General features: G+C 66.1%; 10 protein-coding genes and 3 tRNA genes. 8 read left to right on the plus strand and 5 right to left on the minus strand.

Annotation, left to right across the window (positions count from 1 at the left end):
* Window positions 1-248: 248 nt before the first annotated feature.
* Window positions 249-2,492: a DNA topoisomerase IV subunit A gene (parC, locus tag AC1DR7_RS17275; RefSeq protein WP_478053050.1), complete on the minus strand. Its 2,244-nt coding sequence runs from the start codon at window positions 2,490-2,492 to the stop codon at window positions 249-251.
* A gap of 58 nt (window positions 2,493-2,550) precedes the next feature.
* Window positions 2,551-3,429 carry an AraC family transcriptional regulator gene (locus tag AC1DR7_RS17280; protein WP_457320040.1) on the minus strand — a complete coding sequence of 293 codons (879 nt, stop codon included), beginning with the start codon at window positions 3,427-3,429 and terminating at the stop codon, window positions 2,551-2,553.
* Between the two features lie 148 nt (window positions 3,430-3,577).
* Here AC1DR7_RS17280 and AC1DR7_RS17285 point away from each other — a divergent pair, with 148 nt between their 5' ends.
* The 4 genes from AC1DR7_RS17285 to emrB are packed head-to-tail and all read left to right on the plus strand — an operon-like array spanning window position 3,578 to window position 8,297.
* Window positions 3,578-4,021, plus strand: a complete 444-nt coding sequence (locus AC1DR7_RS17285; protein WP_256777393.1) for a MarR family winged helix-turn-helix transcriptional regulator — start codon at window positions 3,578-3,580, stop codon at window positions 4,019-4,021.
* Entirely contained in the window at window positions 4,018-5,511 is a 1,494-nt protein-coding gene (locus tag AC1DR7_RS17290) for an efflux transporter outer membrane subunit (protein WP_256777389.1), read from the plus strand. Before AC1DR7_RS17285 ends, AC1DR7_RS17290 begins: the two co-directional genes overlap by 4 nt.
* A 10-nt stretch (window positions 5,512-5,521) precedes the next feature.
* Window positions 5,522-6,703: a multidrug efflux MFS transporter periplasmic adaptor subunit EmrA gene (emrA, locus tag AC1DR7_RS17295; protein ID WP_478051696.1), complete on the plus strand. Its 1,182-nt coding sequence runs from the start codon at window positions 5,522-5,524 to the stop codon at window positions 6,701-6,703.
* Between the two features lie 7 nt (window positions 6,704-6,710).
* Window positions 6,711-8,297, plus strand: a complete 1,587-nt coding sequence (gene emrB, locus AC1DR7_RS17300; RefSeq protein WP_256777391.1) for a multidrug efflux MFS transporter permease subunit EmrB — start codon at window positions 6,711-6,713, stop codon at window positions 8,295-8,297.
* A gap of 748 nt (window positions 8,298-9,045) precedes the next feature.
* Here emrB and AC1DR7_RS17305 read toward each other — a convergent pair.
* Window positions 9,046-9,132, minus strand: a tRNA-Leu gene (locus tag AC1DR7_RS17305).
* 187 nt (window positions 9,133-9,319) lie between these two features.
* Window positions 9,320-9,406, minus strand: a tRNA-Leu gene (locus AC1DR7_RS17310).
* Window positions 9,407-9,559: 153 nt separating this feature from the next.
* On the opposite strand from AC1DR7_RS17310, the gene AC1DR7_RS17315 reads away from it, so the two are divergent.
* Window positions 9,560-10,246: a glutathione S-transferase family protein gene (locus AC1DR7_RS17315; protein WP_256777433.1), complete on the plus strand. Its 687-nt coding sequence runs from the start codon at window positions 9,560-9,562 to the stop codon at window positions 10,244-10,246.
* A 75-nt stretch (window positions 10,247-10,321) separates the two neighbouring features.
* Here AC1DR7_RS17315 and AC1DR7_RS17320 read toward each other — a convergent pair.
* Window positions 10,322-10,408, minus strand: a tRNA-Leu gene (locus AC1DR7_RS17320).
* 128 nt (window positions 10,409-10,536) lie between these two features.
* Here AC1DR7_RS17320 and rnr point away from each other — a divergent pair.
* The 3 genes from rnr to rlmB all read left to right on the plus strand — a co-directional run bounded on the left by rnr (window position 10,537) and on the right by rlmB (window position 14,501).
* Window positions 10,537-13,002, plus strand: coding sequence for a ribonuclease R (gene rnr / locus AC1DR7_RS17325; protein WP_478052076.1), 2,466 nt, complete (start codon window positions 10,537-10,539; stop codon window positions 13,000-13,002).
* A gap of 129 nt (window positions 13,003-13,131) precedes the next feature.
* On the plus strand, window positions 13,132-13,593 hold the full coding sequence (locus tag AC1DR7_RS17330) for a GFA family protein (protein WP_478052077.1): 462 nt from the start codon (window positions 13,132-13,134) through the stop codon (window positions 13,591-13,593).
* A gap of 161 nt (window positions 13,594-13,754) precedes the next feature.
* Window positions 13,755-14,501 (plus strand): 23S rRNA (guanosine(2251)-2'-O)-methyltransferase RlmB, encoded by a 747-nt coding sequence (rlmB, locus tag AC1DR7_RS17335; protein WP_256777431.1) that lies wholly within the window; start codon window positions 13,755-13,757, stop codon window positions 14,499-14,501.
* The last annotated feature ends 22 nt before the right edge of the window (window positions 14,502-14,523 follow it).

Here is a 14,523-nt window from a genome sequence, read left to right on the forward strand (position 1 = left end):
GGCTGCGCCTGAGTGTTGAATCCATTGAACATTCCTCTTCCTGTGGGAAAAGGTGTCAACCCAATTCAGGACGGGTCACAATCAAGCAAAAAGGTCGGGGAAACCCGGCCTTTTTGTGTGCGCGTGATCGGCAACACCGGCCGCTGACCGGTTCCCGCCGCACCGGAAAGAACCGCCGCACCGGTAGTGCCGGCCGCTGGCCGGCTCCCCGCGGCGTCGGAAAGAACCGCAACCGGCCGCTGACCGGGTTACTCCACCGCCAATCCTTCCACCTTCTGCCAGCCACGCGGCAGCAGATGGCCGCGCGTCGCCCGCGTGCCCAGGTAGGTGTCCAGGTCCTTGAACGACAGGTTCATCGTGCGCGCACCGCTGCGTACCAGCAGCGTGTTGCCCGGGGCGACCGACACCACCGCGACCACGCGCTCGGTGGCGAGCTTGGCCTTGGGAATGTCGATGATCTTGTTGCCCTTGCCCTTGTCCAATTCCGGCAGGTCGCTGGCGGCGATCGCCAGCAGGTTGCCCGAGCTGGTCACCGCCACGATGCGGTCCGTTTCCGGATTGGCGACCACCGCCGGGGTAAGCACCTTCGAGCCGGAGGTCAGGTTGAGCATCGCCTTGCCGGCCTTGTTGCGCCCGGTCAGGTTCTCGAAGCGGGTCACGAAGCCGTAGCCGTGCGTGGAGGCCAGCACGAAGCGGGTGTTGTTCTCGCCACTGGCCAGGGTCATGAACGCGCTGCCCGGCGCCGGCGAGAAGCGGCCGGTCAGCGGTTCGCCGTTGCCGCGCGCCGAGGGCAGGGTGTGGATCAGGGTCGAATACGCGCGGCCCTCGCTGTCCAGGAACGCCACCTGCTGGGTGCTGCGCGCACGCACCGCCCCCAGCAACGCATCGCCGTCGCGATAGGACAGCGTGGACGGGTCCATGTCGTGGCCCTTGGCCGCACGGATCCAGCCCTTCTCCGACAGCACCACGGTCATCGGCTCGCTCGGCACCAGCTCGGTTTCATCGATGGCCTGCGCCGCGCCACGCTGTACCAGCGGCGAGCGGCGGTCATCGCCGAACTTCTTCGCATCGGCGGTGAGTTCGTCGCGGATCAGCTTCTTCAGCTTGGCCTTGCTGTCCAGGATCGACAGGATCTTGTCGCGCTCCTTGGCCAGCTCGTCCTGCTCGCCACGGATCTTCATTTCTTCCAGGCGCGCCAGCTGCTTGAGCCGGGTGTCCAGGATGTATTCGGCCTGTTCCTCGCTCAGCGCGAAACGCGCGATCAGCGCCGGCTTGGCTTCGTCCTCGGTGCGGATGATGCGGATCACTTCATCCAGGTTGAGGAAGGCCACCAGCAGGCCGTCCAGCAGGTGCAGGCGGCGCTCGACCTTCTGCAGGCGATGGGTGAGGCGGCGGGTGACGGTGGTGGCGCGGAACTGCAGCCACTCGCTGAGCAGCATCTTCAGGTTCTTCACCTGCGGACGCCCGTCCAACCCGATCACGTTGAGGTTGACCCGGTAGCTGCGCTCCAGGTCGGTGATGGCGAACAGGTGGCCCATCAGCTGGTCGGCGTCCACGCGGTTGGAGCGCGGCACCAGCACCACCCGCACCGGGTTGGCGTGGTCGGACTCGTCGCGGATGTCTTCCAGCCACGGCAGCTTCTTGGCGCGCATCTGCGCGGCGATCTGCTCGATCACCTTCGACGGCGATACCTGGAAGGGCAGCGCGTTGATGACGATGTTGGTCGATTCCTTGAAGTACGTCGCGCGCGCACGCACGCTGCCGTAGCCGGTTTCGTACATGTTCCGCAGGTCGGCCGGCGCGGTGATGATCTCGGCGAAGCTCGGATAGTCCGGTCCCTTCACGTGTTCGCACAGGTCGGCGATGGTCGCGTCCGGATCATCGAGCAGGTGCAGCAGCGCGCTGACGATCTCGTTGAGGTTGTGCGGCGGCACGTCGGTGGCCATGCCCACGGCGATGCCGGTGGTGCCGTTGAGCAGCAGGTGCGGCAGGCGCGCCGGCATCCAGGTCGGTTCTTCCAGGGTGCCGTCGAAGTTCGGGGTCCAGTCGGTGGTGCCCTGGTTGATTTCGCCCAGCAGCACTTCGGCGATCGGGGTCAGCTTGGACTCGGTGTAACGCATGGCCGCGAACGACTTGGGATCGTCGGTGGAACCGAAGTTGCCCTGGCCCTCGATCAGCGGATAGCGGTAGGAGAACGGCTGGGCCATCAGCACCAGCGCTTCGTAACAGGCGCTGTCACCGTGCGGGTGGTACTTACCGATCACATCACCGACGGTACGCGCGGATTTCTTCGGCTTGGAGGCGGCATTCAGGCCCAGCTCGCTCATCGCATAGATGATGCGGCGCTGCACCGGCTTGAGGCCGTCGCCGATGAACGGCAGTGCGCGGTCGAGCACCACGTACATCGAATAGTCCAGGTACGCCCGTTCGGCGTACTCGCGCAGGGGCAGCTGTTCAAAGCCGTGGAACGCGGGGCGGGCAAGATCGGTCATGCGGGATTGTTACCTGTGGCAAGGGACGGCGACGGCTGTCGCCCTCGCAGGCGGACGATTATCCGGATGCGGCCGGGGATGCCAAGCCGCGTGATGGATTGAGGGGGTGTCCGGTCCGTGCCAGGTAGCGCCCGGGCGGGCAGCCGAAGTGGCGGCGGAACACGGTGACGAAGGCGCTGGGGCTGCTGAAACCCAGCTCGTAGGCGATGTCGGACACGCTGTGCCCATCCGACAGACGCCGCAGACCCTCGGCCAGGCGCGCCTGCTGGCGCCACTGGGCGAAGCTGAGCGTGGTCTCGTCGCGGAAGTGCCGGGTGAGTGTACGCGGCGACAGCCCGGCCCAGTGCGCCCACTGTTCCAGGCTGCGGCCGTCGGCCGGATCGGCGATCAGCTGCGAGGCGATCCGCAGCAGCCGCCGGTCCTGCGGCATCGGCAGGTGCATGCGCTGGCGCGGCGCATTGCGGATCTCATCGAGCAGCACCTCGATCATGTGCTGTTGGCGCAGATCGGCCTTGGGGGTGGGCATCCAGCGGGTCACCCGCAGTGCCAGCGCCTGCAGCAGGTCGGAAATGGCAATCACGCAGGGCTCGTCGGGCAGGTCATGGGCCAGCGCCGGGCTGATGATCAGGCCCCAGCCACGCAGCGGTCCGGAGATGTCCACGGTGTGCGGCTCGCCCGGCGGCATCCAGCCGGCGCAGCCCGGCGGCAGCGACCAGTTGCCGTGGCGGGTGCGGGTGTTGAGCAGCCCGACCTCCACGCAGATCAGTTGGGCCCGGCGGTGCTCATGCCAGTCGATCTCGCGTTCCAGCCCGCGCGCGCTCTCGATCTGGAAGCCCAGCACCGGCACGCCGTCGTCGCGCTCGAGCCAGTCCAGCACCTCGTGGCGTACCAGCGGCGGGGGGAGTACGGCGTCCTCTGGCCTGAAAATGCTATTCATTGTCCAGATTGTAATACCGGGCCATCAGGGCTGGCTATTAAGGTGTCCCACCCCCATCAGCGTTCTGTTCGGTGCAACACAGCATTTTGTTCCAGATTGAATAGTTCCATTGAGAAATATATCTTCTGGAAGTAAAGTGCGCCGCATGATGATCTGTCCTGAAGCCACTCCCCCCAGCTTCGGCCTGTTGTTGCGCCAGGTGCGCGACGGCCTGGTCCGTCAGCTCGACACGTCGATGGCTGAGGAAAACCTCGGCATTGGTTTTACCCACTACCTCGGATTGAAGGTGCTCTCGGTCAAGGCCCCGTGCACCGCCAACGAGTTGGCCCAGGCCCTGGACCAGGTGCCCAGCGCGGTGACCCGCCTGCTGGACAAGCTGGAAGCAATGGGCTGTGTGCGGCGCGAGCCGCATGCCCAGGACCGGCGTGCGTTGCAGATCGTATTGACTGATGAAGGCCGCCAACTGTGGGCCCGGCTGAAGCAGCGCGGCGACCAGACCATCGACGACGCAATGCGCGATCTCTCCACGGACGAGCGCGCCCACCTGCTTTCCCTCATGACCCGTGTACGTGACTCCCTGATTACGCCATGACCTCCTTCCCTGATCGCACTATTTCACTGCGCCCGTTGCGGCCGGTGCTGCTGTCCGTGCTGGCGCTTGCGCTGGCCGCCTGTGCCAGCAGCCGCGGCCTGGCGCCGCACGGCCGGCTGCTCGACCCCGACAGCCTGCAGACCCAGCGCACCCTGGCCGCCAGCGGGCTGAGCCAGCCCGGTTGGCCCGCCACCGACTGGTGGCGCGCGCTGGGTGATCCCCAGCTCGATGCTCTGATCGCCGAAGGCCTGCAGCGCAATCCCGGGCTGGATGCGGCCGATGCCCGCCTGCGCCAGGCCCGCGCGCAGATCGGTACCGCCCATGCCGACCGCCTGCCCAAGCTGTCCGCCTCCGGCGGCTACACCGGCGTGCGCCTGCCCGAATCCATGGTCGGCGACGAGCTGGGTGGCAGTTATGCCGGCAGCGGCCAGGCCTATCTGAGTTTCAGTTACGGCATCGACCTGTGGGGCGGCAAGCGCGCCGCCTGGGAAGCGGCCGTGGACAGCGGGCATGCCGCCGAAGTGGATGCCCAGGCTGCGCGCCTGAACCTGTCGGCGGCCATCGCCGAAGCCTACGCACAGCTGGGTTATGCGTGGACGCTGCACGATGTGGCCAGCGAAGAACTGGCGCGCTCGCAGAAGACCCTGGACCTGACCCGGCAACGGCGTACCGCCGGCATCGACAGCGACCTGCAGACCCGCCAGGCCGAAGCCCGGATCCCGGCCGCGCAGCAGCAACGGCAGGCCGCGCAGCAGCAGATCGACGAGGCCCGCACCGCGCTGGCCGCGCTGGTCGGGCAGGGCCCGGACCGCGGCCTGCAGATCGTGCGCCCGCAGATGCTCAATCCGCTGGCACTGCAACTGCCGGGCGTGCTGCCCAGCGAACTGCTCGGGCGTCGCCCGGATATCGTCGCCGCGCGCTGGCGGGTGGAAGCGGCCGGTCGCGAGATCCACGCGGCCAAGGCGCAGTTCTATCCCAGCCTCAACCTGACCGCGCTCGGCGGGGTCGTGTCCAGTGAAGTGGACCAGTTGCTCAAGAGCGGTTCGACCTTCGCCTTCCTCGGTCCGGCGCTGAGCCTGCCGATCTTCGACGGTGGCCGCCTGCGTGCCAACCTGGACAAGACCGATGCCCAGTACGACCTGGCCGTGGCCGACTACAACCAGTCGGTGGTCAATGCACTGCGCGATGTGGCCGACCAGGTCAACGCGGTGCGCTCGCTGGCCGACCAGGCCGCTGCGCAGGCCCAGGCGGTAAGCACCGCACGTGCCGCCCATGACCTGGCCGACCAGCGTTACCGCGCCGGCATCGGCAGCTACCTGGACGTGCTCAGTGTCGAAGAGCAGTTGCTGGCCTCCCAGCAGCGACTGGCCGAGCTGCAGTCGCGTCAGATCCTTGTTTCGGTGCGACTGAGCCAGGCACTGGGCGGCGGCTTTACGCCGTCCAGCGACGCTGCCCCGGTTGCCGCCACCCCCGATTCCACGCATTCCTGAGACACATCCCATGAGCCAGACATCCGCTCCCGCTGCCGCCCCGGCAGCTCCGTCCCGTCGCGGCAAGCTGCTGCGCGGCCTGTTGGTCATCGTGGTGCTGCTGCTGGCCGCGCTGGCCCTGTGGTACTTCATGTTCGGCCGCTGGTTCGAAGATACCGACGATGCCTACGTGCAGGGCAACCAGGTGCAGATCACCCCGCTGGTGAGCGGCACCGTGGTGGCGATCAACGCCGATGACGGCATGCGCGTCGAACGTGGCCAGCTGCTGGTGCAGTTGGACCCGGCCGATACCGAGGTGGCACTGCAGCAGGCCGAAGCCAACCTGGCCAAGACCGTCCGCCAGACGCGCGGCCTCTACCGCAGCGTGGAAGGCGCGCAGGCGGATTTGAACGCGCGCCAGGTGACCTTGAAGCGGGTCCGCGAGGACTTCAACCGCCGCAAGGGGCTGGCCGCCACCGGTGCGATTTCCAACGAAGAACTGGCCCACGCCCGCGACGAGCTGGCCGGCGCCGAAGCGGCCGTGGCCGGTTCGCGCGAAACCTTCGAGCGCAGCAATGCGCTGGTCGATGACACCGTGATCGCTACCCAGCCGGACGTGCAGGCCGCTGCCGCGCAGCTGCGCCAGGCGTTCCTCAACAACGCCCGCGCCGGCATCGTCGCGCCGGTCAGCGGCTATGTCGCCCGTCGCTCGGTGCAGGTCGGCCAGCGCGTGCAGCCGGGCACTGCGCTGATGGCGGTGGTGCCCACCGAACAGATGTGGGTGGAAGCCAACTTCAAGGAAACCCAGCTGCGCCACATGCGCCTGGGCCAGGAAGTGGAGCTGCGTTCGGACCTGTACGGCGGTGACGTCAAGTACAAGGGGCGCATCGATAGCCTGGGCCTGGGCACCGGTTCGGCGTTCTCGCTGCTGCCGGCGCAGAACGCCAGCGGCAACTGGATCAAGATCGTGCAGCGCGTTCCGGTGCGCATCGCCATCGATGCCAAGCAGCTGGCCGAGTATCCGCTGCGCATCGGTCTGTCGATCAAGGCCGAAGTGAGCCTGCGCGACCAGAAGGGCACCGTGCTGCCGACGCAGTTTGCCAAGGGCCAGGTGTTCGACACCGACGTCTACGCCAAGCAGCTGCACAGCGCCGATGACATGATCCATATGATCATCCAGGGCAACCTGCCGCAGCAGGCCAAGGCGAACTGAGGCCATCATGTCCGCACAAGCTCCCGCCGCGCCCGGCACCCCGGGCGCACCGTCGGCGCCCGGTGCGGCCGCCGGTTTCCTGCCGCCCAGCGTCGCGCTGTGCACCGTCGGCCTGGCGATGGCCTCGTTCATGCAGGTGCTCGACACCACCATCGCCAACGTCTCGCTGCCCACCATCGCCGGCAACCTCGGCGCCAGTTCGCAGCAGGCCACCTGGGTCATCACTTCGTTCGCGGTCAGCACCGCGATCGCCCTGCCGCTGACCGGCTTCCTGAGCCGCCGCTTCGGCGAACGCAAGCTGTTCATCTGGGCGACGCTGGCCTTCGTGATCACCTCGCTGCTGTGCGGCCTGGCCCAGAGCATGGGCATGCTGGTGCTGTCGCGCGCGCTGCAGGGCTTCGTGGCCGGGCCGATGTATCCGATCACCCAGTCCCTGCTGGTGTCGATCTATCCACGCGAAAAACGTGGGCAGGCGCTGGCGCTGCTGGCGATGATCACGGTGGTGGCGCCGATCTGCGGCCCGATCCTGGGCGGCTGGATCACCGACAACTACAGTTGGGAATGGATCTTCCTGATCAACGTGCCGCTGGGTATCTTCGCGGCGATGGTGGTGGGCAGCCAGTTGAAGGGCCGCCCGGAGCAGATCGAGAAGCCGAAGATGGATTACGTCGGCCTGATCACCCTGGTGATCGGCGTGGGCGCACTGCAGCTGGTGCTCGACCTGGGCAACGACGAAGACTGGTTCTCCTCTCCCAAGATCGTGGTGCTGGCCTGTGTGGCGGTGGTGGCGTTGACGGTGTTCCTGATCTGGGAGCTGACCGACAAGGACCCGATCGTGGATCTGAAGCTGTTCCGGCACCGCAATTTCCGCGCCGGTACGCTGGCGATGGTGGTGGCGTATGCGGCCTTCTTCAGTGTGTCGCTGCTGATTCCGCAGTGGTTACAGCGCGACATGGGTTACACGGCGATCTGGGCGGGCCTGGCGACGGCACCGATCGGCATCCTGCCGGTGATCATGACGCCGTTCGTGGGCAAATATGCGTCGCGTTTCGACATGCGGATGATCGCTTCGTTTGCGTTCGTGTTCCTGTCCTTCACCAGCTTCATGCGCTCGGGCTTCAACCTGCAGGTGGACTTCACCCACGTGGCGGGCGTGCAGTTGATCATGGGCATCGGCGTGGCATTGTTCTTCATGCCGGTGCTGCAGATCCTGCTGTCGGACCTGGACGGTCGCGAGATCGCGGCGGGTTCGGGCCTGGCAACGTTCCTGCGGACGCTGGGCGGCAGTTTCGCGGCATCGTTGACGACGTGGCTGTGGGCGCGCCGGACGCAGGTGCACCATGCGGATCTGACCGAGCACATTTCGGTCTATCAGCCGGGCATGCAGGATCAGGTGGCGGCGATGGGGCAGGGTGACGTGCAACATGGCGCGGCGGTACTGAACAACATGATCAACCACCAGGCCTCGCAGATGGGCTTCAACGACATCTTCTTCCTGCTGGGCTGGATCTTCCTGGCGATCATCGCCTTCCTGTGGCTGGCCAAACCGCCGTTCGGTGCGGGCGCAGGTGCAGCGTCGGCCGGTGGGCATTGATCAGCGGGTGAGCTGATACGAAAAAACCCCGTCGGAAGGCGGGGTTTTTTTGTGGGCGTTTGTTTTTGCGCGCGAGGCGAAGGTGGAGCAGGGGCAGAGCAACGGCAGAGCAACGGCAGGGCAACGGCAGGGCAACGGCAGGGCAACGGCTGTGGGTGTGCGCCTCTACGGGCTTGGATGGGTACGGGTGGGTTGGCGGGACACGCCGTAAATCCATCCTTGGAGGCTCCCATGCGCCATCCATGGCGCATGACGGTCCCGCCAACCCACCCGTACCCATCCCAGACAGTTGGCTGGTACGCAACGAACAGCCAACACCAATTCCACATCCACAACCGAAACCGAAACCAACCACACCCAAACCCAAACCCAAACCCAAACCCACACCCACGAGCACGAACACCCACGAGCACAAAAACGAGCACAAAAACGAGCACGAGTTCTGCCGTGCTTGTCCTTCGCTCTTCTGCTTCTTCGATGCGCACCGGCCCACTGTCTGGGGCGGGGGTGTGTGGGTTCGCGGGACCGTCGTACGCCATGGATGGCGTACGCGAGCCTCCAGGGATGGATTCACGGCGTGTCCCGCGAACTCACACATCCCCGCCCAGCCCGGCGCAGGCAAAAACGCAACGCACTGGCTCTGGGCTCTGGCTCTGGGCTCTGGCCTTGGCTTCTAAAAAAAGAAACAAACCCCAAACCCCACACATGAAAAAACCCGCTTGCGCGGGTTTGATCATTGTCTGAGTCATGGTGCCCAGGAGAGGACTCGAACCTCCACGAAGTTGCCCCCGCTAGCACCTGAAGCTAGTGCGTCTACCAATTCCGCCACCTGGGCGACTCAGGAGGAGAATTCTGCGGGAGAACTGAAATTGTGTCAACAGCATGTCGCGGAAAATTTCGACGGTCGCGCGCTGCCACATCACCGCGCTGCATGTCGCGAAAGTCGTGCGTTCCAAGCGCGTGTCATCGAACGCCAGAAACGAAAAAACCCGCTTGCGCGGGTTTGATCATTTACCGAGTCGTGGTGCCCAGGAGAGGACTCGAACCTCCACGAAGTTACCCCCGCTAGCACCTGAAGCTAGTGCGTCTACCAATTCCGCCACCTGGGCGACTCAGGCGGAGAATTATGCGGAAGCATTCGAACACTGTCAATGCATGCCCAAGCCACATCCGAGCGAGAGCGCTGGCGGGTGGCGCGGCGCGGCTTGACCGGGGCGGCAGAGACTGAAAATACTCGCCCCACTAAGCAGCAAGGCGTTCCCATGGCGACCCCGATCCTGCATGTCCACCCGCTGTCTTCGTGCTGCCAGAAGGTGCTGATCGCCGCCCGCGTGCTGGGTGTGGCGCTGGACGAGCGCCTGTTGAACCTCGGCGACCCGGTCGAGCGAGCCGCGTTCCGGGCGCTGTGGCCGCTGGGCAAAATGCCGCTGCTGGTGGAGCAGGGCGCGCCCATCGGCGAGACCAGCATCATCATCGAACACCTGCAGCTTCATCACGCCGCCGACGGTAGGCGGCTGCTTCCGCAGGACCCGGCGCAGGCCCTGGAGGTGCGGCTCTGGGACCGGGTCTGCGACCTGTACGTGATGACCCCGATGCAGGCGCTGACCGCTGCCCTGCTGAAGCCGGGCAGCGACGGGAATGGCGCTGCGACCGAGGCCGCCCGCGCGACCCTACTGAACAGCTATGCCCTGTTGGACCAGCAGTTGGACGGGCGTCGCTGGCTGGCGGGCGAAGCCTTCACCCTGGCCGACTGCGCCGCGGCGCCGGCATTGTTCTACGCCGTGGCTTACGTGCCGCTGCCGGATGCGCATGCGGCACTGTCTGCCTATGTGGAACGGCTGATGGCGCATGCGGACGTGGCGGCAGTGATCGATGCCGCCCGGCCCTGGTTCAAGCACTTCCCGGGAAGGGCGGGACTGGCGCGCCGCTACTACATTCCCGATGCCTGACCCGGCCAGGGTGACGTGGGCAGGCCCCGGAAACGAAAAAACCCGCTTGCGCGGGTTTGATCATTGTCTGAGTCATGGTGCCCAGGAGAGGACTCGAACCTCCACGAAGTTGCCCCCGCTAGCACCTGAAGCTAGTGCGTCTACCAATTCCGCCACCTGGGCGACTCAGGAGGCGAATTGTGGAGATGCCGACGGCCCTTGTCAACGCTTTTACGAAATTTCTTCACAAACCTGCATATGGATGCGCCTCGACTGCCTCTGCACACCGTCAGCGGTTACCATGGAGGGCAATGAAACCAAAGAAACCGACCCGGGGCGCGAAAGCCCCCAAGTCCCCGGTGCCCCAGGCTGCCGGTCCGTCGGGCAAGCCCCGCGCTGCCGCCAAGAAGGCGGGCAAGCTGCCACCGTGGATGCCCGAATCGATGAACACCCCGGCGCCAGCGCGTGGCGGCAACCGTGGCGGTCCGAAACCGGACGCCGGCGCGCCGATCCCGACCCGCCGCCGCCCGCACCCGACATCTACCGACATGAACGTCGTCGACCCGCACGCCGCGCGCGAAGCAGAGCGCTACGCGCAGCCGATCGCCAGCCGTGAGGCGATCCTGCAGCTGCTGGAACGCTGCGACGGTCCGCAGACCGCTGACGAGATCGGCGTCCACCTCGGCCTGACCGAGCCCGACCGCGCCGATGCACTGGGCAAGCGCCTGGGCGCGATGGTGCGAGACGGCCAGCTCGTACAAAACCGCCGCGGCGGCTTTGCCCCGGTGCAGGCCACCAACCTGATCACCGGCGTGGTCATCGCCAACCCGGAAGGCTTCGGCTTCCTGCGTCCGGTGGAGGGTGGGGATGACCTGTTCCTGCCGCCGTATGAAATGCGCAAGGTCATGCACGGCGACCGCGTGTTGGCCAACGTCACCGGCATCGACCGCCGTGGCCGTCGCGAAGGCAGCATCGCGCGCGTTCTCGAGCGCGGGATGACCCGCCTGATCGGCCGCTTCAGCGTCGAGTTCGGCATCAACTACGTGGTGCCCGACGACAAGCGCGTGCAGCGCAACGTACAGATTCCGCCGGACCAGACCGGCGATGCCCGCGACGGCCAGCTGGTGGTCTGCGAGCTGACCCAGGCACCGGACACGCGTCGCCCGCCGATCGGCCGCATCATCGCGGTGCTTGGCGACAAGCTGACCGCATCGCTAATCGTGGAAACCGCGATCCATGGCCACGAGCTGCCGTTCGAGTTCCCGCAGGAGGTGCTCAACGAGGCCTCGGCGGTGCCGATGGTGGTCGAGCCGGACAGCATCGGTGGGCGCGTGGATCTGCGCACCACGCCGCTGGTGACCATCGATGGCGAGGATGCCAAGGACTTCGATGACGCGGTTTACTGCGAACCCAACGCCGAAGGCTTCCGCCTGGTGGTGGCCATCGCCGATGTGTCCAATTACGTGCGTCCGGGCACCCCGCTCGACGATGAAGCACAGAAGCGCGCCACCTCGGTGTACTTCCCGGGCTTCGTGGTGCCGATGTTGCCGGAGACCTTGTCCAACGGCATCTGCTCGCTGATGCCCAAGGTCGACCGGATGTGCTTCGTCTGCGACATGCAGGTGAACCGCGACGGTGACGTGATCCATTCGCGCTTCTACGAAGCAGTGATGAATTCGCACGCACGCCTGACCTACAACCAGGTCTGGCAGGCGGTGGGCGAGAACGACGTGGCGGTGCGCAACCAGATCGCCGCGGTACTGCCGCAGGTGGAGCACCTGCACCAGTTGTACAAGGTGCTGGCCAAGGCGCGTACCCGTCGCGGTGCGATCGAATTCGAATCCTCCGAAGTGCGCTTCGTGCTGGACAACACCGGTGAGGTGTCCCAGGCCGGCATGCTGGTGCGCAACGATGCGCACAAGTTGATCGAAGAATGCATGATCGCGGCCAACGTGCAGGCCGCGCGGTACCTGCTGCACAAGCAGGTGCCGGCGCCGTACCGCGACCACGCCAAGCCGCCGGAAGCCAAGTACGACGACCTGCTCGAGTTCCTCAAGGAATTCAAGCTGAGCCTGCCGCCGTGGGCCAAGGTGCAGCCGGGCGATTACACCAAGCTGCTCAAAAAGGTGCGCGAGCGCCCGGACGCGGCCCTGCTGGAATCGGTACTGCTGCGCAGCCAGAGCATGGCGGTGTACGCGCCGGACAACCAGGGGCACTTCGGTTTATCGCTGGATGCGTACGCACACTTCACCTCGCCGATCCGTCGTTACCCGGATTTGCTCGTCCACCGCGCGATCAAGTACGCGCTGTCGGGCGGCTCGCTGGACAAGTACACCTACTCGGCACGCGAAATGGCCGCCCTGGCCGTGCAGTGCTCCGAACGCGAACGCCGTGCCGATGAGGCCGAGCGTGAAGTGGACGAGCGCTACCGCGCGGCATGGATGGAAAAGCACGTCGGTGGCCAGTTCGATGGCGTGATCAGCGGCGTAACCAGCTTCGGCCTGTTCGTCGAACTGGACGAGTCCAAGGTCAACGGCCTGGTCCACGTGACCCAGCTGCCGCACGACTATTACCAGTTCGACGCCACCCGCAAGACGCTCAGCGGCGAACGCCGTGGCAAGGCGTACCGGTTGGGTGACCGGGTGCGGATCCTGGTGCTCAAGGCGAGCATGGAAGAGCGCAAGATCGACTTCCGCCTGGTCGAGGAGAATGACGACGAGACGGCCGAGCTGCCGCCGCGTGGTCAGCCCGCCAAGCGCAAGAAACAGAAGTACTGAACGACGCGCGTACCGGGACCACCCGGAGCGCAGCCCCGGTAGTGCCGGCCGTTGGCCGGCTCCACGCATACAACGATCGGAGTACCGGCCCCAGCCGGCTCCATACCCACCACGATCGGAGCGCATCCCATGCCCGACGACCTCCCCGAATACAGCGGCGGCTGCCAATGCGGCGCGATCCGCTTCCACGTCCGTGGCGAACTGACCGACAGTTCGATCTGTCACTGCCGCATGTGCCAGAAAGCGTTCGGTGCCTACTACGCGCCGCTGGTCTCGGTACGCCGGGTTGAATTCACCTGGACCCGGGGCGAGCCACGCCGGTTCGCCTCGTCCAACCTGGTCAAGCGCGGCTTCTGCCCTGAATGTGGCACGCCGCTGACGTATGAAGCGCCCGACGGCATGGCCGTCGCCGCCGGTGCCTTCGACGATCCCGCCCGCCTGCCACCGACCGTGCAGTACGGGGTGGAAAGCAAGCTCCCGTTCGTGGATGGATTGGGCACCCTGGCCGACATCCGCGACGAGGACGATCCGGAAATGGCGCTGCTGCAGGGGCTGGTCTCTCATCAGCACCCTGACCACGACACCCCGTGAGGGTAGGGCGCAGGGCGTGAAAAGTGCGGATCTGCCCGCGCCTGCGCGGCCCGCCCAGTAGGTCGCCAGGGCCCCGTGGGCCGTGGGGTGAACGCCCGGCAGGGCAGGGCGGGCCCCGATGCTCTACCATTACCACCCCCTGTACCGGTCGTGCCCCCGCAATGAGCAAGCAAAGCCAGTGGATCGTCGGCGTCAACGCCGTCGCCTCTTCGATCGAGAACGATGCCGAGAACGTCCGCGAGGTGCTGATCGAAGCCAGCGCGAAGAATCCGCGTCTGGTCGAGATTGAAGAGAATGCGCGGCGCAAGGGTATCGACGTGCGCAAGGTCAACACCCAGGCGCTGGACGGCGTGGGCGGTTCGGTGCGACACCAGGGCGTGGCGGCGCGCTACCAGGCGGCACGCACCTACGGTGAAAACGAACTGGAAGGCCTGGTCGAGGCCGCCGAGGGCAAGGCCCTGCTGCTGGTGCTCGACGAGGTGCAGGACCCGCATAACCTCGGCGCCTGCCTGCGCAGCGCGGCGGCGGCCGGTGCCACGGCGGTGATCATTCCCAAGGACAAGTCGGCCACGGTCAACGCGACCGTGCGCAAGACATCGGCCGGCGCTGCCGACCGCATCCCGGTGGTGGCGGTGACCAACCTGTCGCGCTGCCTGAAGGACCTGCAGAAGCTGGGCGTGTGGATCTACGGCCTGGCCGGTGAAGCCACCGCGTCGCTGTACTCGATCGACCTGAAGGGCAACGTGGCGCTGGTGCTCGGCGGCGAAGCCGACGGCCTGCGCCGCCTGACCCGTGAAAACTGCGACAGCCTGGTCAAGATCCCGATGCCGGGCGACATCGAAAGCCTCAACGTGTCGGTCGCCACCGGCGTGAGCCTGTTCGAAGCAGTCCGCCAGCGCGGTCTGTAACCGCGCACCCGTAGAGCCGAGC

It is taken from the genome of Stenotrophomonas sp. P5_A9 (genome assembly GCF_056400525.1).

What these genes read in the sequence shown, in the direction of transcription:
- emrA (WP_478051696.1), top strand. Translation starts at nt 5,522, where the DNA reads ATGAGCCAGACATCCGCTCCCGCTGCCGCCCCGGCAGCTCCGTCCCGT.
- parC (WP_478053050.1), bottom strand. Translation starts at nt 2,492, where the DNA reads ATGACCGATCTTGCCCGCCCCGCGTTCCACGGCTTTGAACAGCTGCCC.
- AC1DR7_RS17330 (WP_478052077.1), top strand. Translation starts at nt 13,132, where the DNA reads ATGCCCGACGACCTCCCCGAATACAGCGGCGGCTGCCAATGCGGCGCG.
- rlmB (WP_256777431.1), top strand. Translation starts at nt 13,755, where the DNA reads ATGAGCAAGCAAAGCCAGTGGATCGTCGGCGTCAACGCCGTCGCCTCT.
- emrB (WP_256777391.1), top strand. Translation starts at nt 6,711, where the DNA reads ATGTCCGCACAAGCTCCCGCCGCGCCCGGCACCCCGGGCGCACCGTCG.
- AC1DR7_RS17315 (WP_256777433.1), top strand. Translation starts at nt 9,560, where the DNA reads ATGGCGACCCCGATCCTGCATGTCCACCCGCTGTCTTCGTGCTGCCAG.
- AC1DR7_RS17290 (WP_256777389.1), top strand. Translation starts at nt 4,018, where the DNA reads ATGACCTCCTTCCCTGATCGCACTATTTCACTGCGCCCGTTGCGGCCG.
- AC1DR7_RS17280 (WP_457320040.1), bottom strand. Translation starts at nt 3,429, where the DNA reads ATGAATAGCATTTTCAGGCCAGAGGACGCCGTACTCCCCCCGCCGCTG.
- rnr (WP_478052076.1), top strand. Translation starts at nt 10,537, where the DNA reads ATGAAACCAAAGAAACCGACCCGGGGCGCGAAAGCCCCCAAGTCCCCG.
- AC1DR7_RS17285 (WP_256777393.1), top strand. Translation starts at nt 3,578, where the DNA reads ATGATCTGTCCTGAAGCCACTCCCCCCAGCTTCGGCCTGTTGTTGCGC.